The following is a 3,539-nucleotide window of genomic DNA, read 5'->3' as shown; positions in this document are numbered from 1 at the left end:
TCCGTCGATGAGTGGTACTTGTGCCTGTGATACCTTCGTCCGCATACACGCCTGCGTATTCCCATGCGGGATTCTTCTGAATGAGATTGCTGTAGTAACTGACCTGCGCCGCAAGAGAGTGGTGAAGCGTATCTACAGAGACGCGGGCATAGGCAGCCACACGCAGCTTTTTCTGCAATATAGGGCTTGGTTGAACTCTTCGTATCTTCATGGTGCTCCCTCCTTTCCAGTCCCATATTCCCGTACTATCCGCACGATAGCAAGTCAATATCTGAAAATAGTACGCCTATGACGGGGCGATATTTCTCGCGCATTTTCGCTTCAAACGCAAGATACTCATCCTCTGACAAAAGTCCGCTCTGCAGCATTTTCCATGAAGTACGCATCACCATCTGATACGTCATTTCCCGAAGACCTTCTTCCTTGCTCATTTCAACATCTCCCTTCATGAAGCAGCGGACAAAAACGGCTCTTGTGGTCACCTTTTGGGGCATAAAAATAACCCGACGAAGATTCGCCGGGCATTGAGGTTAAAGCAGTTATTTATCTCTGAGACTGTGCATCATATCCTGCAGTTTCTGTGGAACGGGAAGCCCCATCCGTGCTGCGTTCTCGATGATCGAGATTCCTTCATTCGAGATGTAGAAGAAGATCACGGCGGAACGCAAAACACAGCCGCTGCCGATAATGTGGGTATCGAGGACATTCGCCACGCCGACGAGGGTGAAGATGCAGACCTTCTTGCAGATTCCCTTGAAGCCGATGGCACTCGACAGTTTCTTTTCCACAATCGCACGGAGAACTCCCGTGATGTAGTCCGTCGCCACAAACACAACGAGGGCATAGAGCAGATCGTCGAAGCTGCCGAGGAACTCCCCGACGACGATTCCGATGCCCGCCGCATACAGACGTATTGTCAAAATCTGATCCATCATCGAAAACCTCCTGCCTTTTTCCATTTCCCGAGATGATTCATCCTGCGCAGACGGTAGTTATAGCATCCACGCATTAGTTCCGTAAACTGACCGTCTTTCCATAAATATAAGGGCGAGCCTGTGCTGACAAGATATTTCCCCTGTCCCAGAGGGCAGAGACTTGTACGGGCAGTCGGATTCGTTTCCAGTTCCATAAGCAGCTCGTCCTTTGCACTGTAAATCTTTGAAATATACCTTTTCCCGGAGATAAGATAATCCAGATTTGCAGGAAAGCGCATATACATTCCATCATGGAGAGGATAGCGGATGCTGTAATCCGGTGCGCTCCATCTGCCTTCCGAAGTATGGGATTCCCCTGTAACAGAGTCTCTTGACGTTGTTTTGGTTTTCTCCATCCAAGGCTCAAGATTGCTGCCATCGAAGAACACATAACGGTCTGTGCTGACATGGCTTCCGTTTTCCCCATGCTCTGATATGGAGTGCCATATCATCACTTTGAAGTTCCCTTCTTTATCCACCCGCCCGCCTTCTGTTTGACAGCTATAGAGGTCAGTAGGACCGGATACGGCGGGAGCACCAAACATCTGCACAAGATCGTATGCGGCGATGATCTCGCCGTTGCGTTTGACAGAGAGAATACTGTCACGCTGATCTGCCCCGATGAGCGGGAACACGAGAACATTGACAGCTTCGAGGGTATAAAGATTTCCCCGTTCATCCATTTCAGCATCGAGCATTCCATAGCCTGAGACATACGCGAAGTGGCGACTGCTGTTGACCATCCATATATCCTCTTTGGAAAAGCCGAGCGGATGAATCTTTCCTTTTGCATAGTACGAATGGAGCATCTGGTTTTTTTGATCCTTCCACTTTATTTGGAGGAGCGGTATGCCGGAAAGGGCATTCGTTGGAATGTAGCTGTTGCCACCCTCGGATTCGTGTCCGTAGACGCAGCGACCGTCCGTCCAGATCCATTCGCCCGGATAAACGGAGTGGTTTCCAATGCAGGTAAGCCACACCCCATCCGCAAGCACCTTATTCCCTCGCACCTCTCTCACTCTCGTCCTGTGCATCGTCTCACGCTCCCACGATAACGGCGGTACCGCCCCTAGAAATCTGTACCCACACAAGACTTCCGTCACTGGTGTTACAATCCACTGCCGCACGGAAAGGATACGACTGCTCGCCGATATGAACACGTCCATTCTGAATCCTGCCGCGCCGCGCCTGTGATTCACCCACTTGTGCATTCTTTATCCCTGCCCGTATTGCTGCCGCTAGTCCAAGAATGCCGTGCATCAAAACCACCTCACCATCTTGATCGTCTGCCGCAGAAGGCGCGGCGTGAGTTCCACCGTATTGGACTGAAGGAAGTATTCGTGTCCCTCGAAGCGGATGCGCTTGGTAAAATCGACGATGTGGTCAATGTCGGGAACGCCGCTACGAATCCGTGCGCGAATCTCCACCGTAACTGTCTCTTGCGTCTTGCGGTTGAGCCATTCAATCGCTCTCGTCAGCGTCTGTAAATACTCCGAGCCCACAACGGGAAATTCGGTGTCGATGAGCGAGGAATACGGAAGCTCATCATCGCTCGCGTAACTTGCACCAAGGCTGAGATTCGACTGCTCGACGGTGAACTGACTTGCCTTGCCGCCAGGCTTTCCCTGCGACAACGAGCTTCCTTCGAGCACTCCATCGACATAAACCGTGGTCGCATACCATCCGTAGCCAAGCGGCGCATGGTAGGTGATGCGCTCCGTTCCCTTCTCACGGCTCCAATCCTCCCAGTCATATTCCGTATGCTTCTTCCCATCATTGACCGCCTCTGTGGTACGCTCCCACTCCTTGAAAAGATACACGTCACGCCCTGTGGAGGCGTATGCGTAATCCGTGCGGCTGGTCGAGCCGTCCACATTATGCGTGCGCTTCTCCGCGAGATACTCCCCATCGTAGGTATAGGTACTGTAGCCGTTCTCATTTGTTTCACGGACGAGAAAGCCGTTGGAGTAAGTGCGGCTGATCTCTTTGAACGAAATCGTTCCCGTGAAGGGAACGGGAGCGGTATCCTCCTCGTTGTGCGCCCCGCTCTCATGATTGTTGTTCGCGCTGTGCCAGACGGAGCGCAGGAGTTTCCGCTCTACGGTCGGCTGTGCGTGCGGCCAGTGCGTGATGTCAATGACAGACTCCTCCATGCCGCGCTGAATGATGTGGAGCGTATCTCCACGAATAAAGACATTGATCTGACGCTGCGGCAGTTTTGCCGTCCATCCGAACAGTGCGGAGATAAAATCATGGTAGGTCATTCCACTCCCCTCAAAGTTCTGCGACGGTGTGAAATCATCGGTCAGACGATGAAGCCGAAGCCCGAGTGCTGCGGCAATCTCGGCCGCATAGCGCGACACCTTTGCCCGCTCGACGTAGATATGGATGGGCGTGTAGAGGAGCGTGTCCTTACTGTACGTCCCCTTGACGGACTGCACGATGCCGCGCTGACTCGTTTCCTCCACGAGAAAACGGAAGGCATAGTCCATCACCCGACCTTGGACGTTTGAGCCGATGGGGAGAGGATTCACGGTTTCGAGTTGAATGTTATCCGAGAGACTG

Annotated in this window: 6 protein-coding genes; all 6 read right to left on the bottom strand. The window is 52.5% G+C overall.

The features are described 5' to 3' along the window. The coding region (locus AXF19_RS15500) for a recombinase family protein (protein WP_237141582.1) at positions 1-211 on the bottom strand (211 nt) is incomplete at its 3' end. A 34-nt stretch (positions 212-245) separates the two neighbouring features. Beyond that, positions 246-431: an SHOCT domain-containing protein gene (locus AXF19_RS10185; protein ID WP_066848408.1), complete on the bottom strand. Its 186-nt coding sequence runs from the start codon at positions 429-431 to the stop codon at positions 246-248. A 108-nt stretch (positions 432-539) separates the two neighbouring features. Then, a complete protein-coding gene (locus tag AXF19_RS10180; protein WP_006306624.1) occupies positions 540-932 on the bottom strand; it encodes a phage holin family protein in 393 nt (130 codons plus the stop codon). Then, entirely contained in the window at positions 932-2,008 is a 1,077-nt protein-coding gene (locus AXF19_RS10175) for a hypothetical protein (protein WP_066850217.1), read from the bottom strand. Before AXF19_RS10175 ends, AXF19_RS10180 begins: the two co-directional genes overlap by 1 nt. A gap of 4 nt (positions 2,009-2,012) precedes the next feature. Then, positions 2,013-2,234 carry a hypothetical protein gene (locus tag AXF19_RS15495; protein ID WP_084784814.1) on the bottom strand — a complete coding sequence of 74 codons (222 nt, stop codon included), beginning with the start codon at positions 2,232-2,234 and terminating at the stop codon, positions 2,013-2,015. Further along, positions 2,234-3,539, bottom strand: a 1,306-nt coding sequence (locus AXF19_RS10170) for a hypothetical protein (protein WP_066848406.1), incomplete at its 5' end; no start/stop codon positions are given. The genes AXF19_RS15495 and AXF19_RS10170, both read right to left, overlap by 1 nt.

The sequence above is a fragment of the Selenomonas sp. oral taxon 126 genome, from assembly GCF_001683335.1.
In the GTDB taxonomy this organism is placed as follows: Bacteria; Bacillota; Negativicutes; order Selenomonadales; family Selenomonadaceae; genus Centipeda.
This window is presented reverse-complemented; position numbering and strand designations above follow the sequence as displayed.

Coding starts and splice junctions, on each gene's coding strand:
- AXF19_RS10185 (WP_066848408.1), bottom strand. CDS start 431: ATGAGCAAGGAAGAAGGTCTTCGGGAAATGACGTATCAGATGGTGATG.
- AXF19_RS10180 (WP_006306624.1), bottom strand. CDS start 932: ATGGATCAGATTTTGACAATACGTCTGTATGCGGCGGGCATCGGAATC.
- AXF19_RS10175 (WP_066850217.1), bottom strand. CDS start 2,008: ATGCACAGGACGAGAGTGAGAGAGGTGCGAGGGAATAAGGTGCTTGCG.
- AXF19_RS15495 (WP_084784814.1), bottom strand. CDS start 2,234: ATGCACGGCATTCTTGGACTAGCGGCAGCAATACGGGCAGGGATAAAG.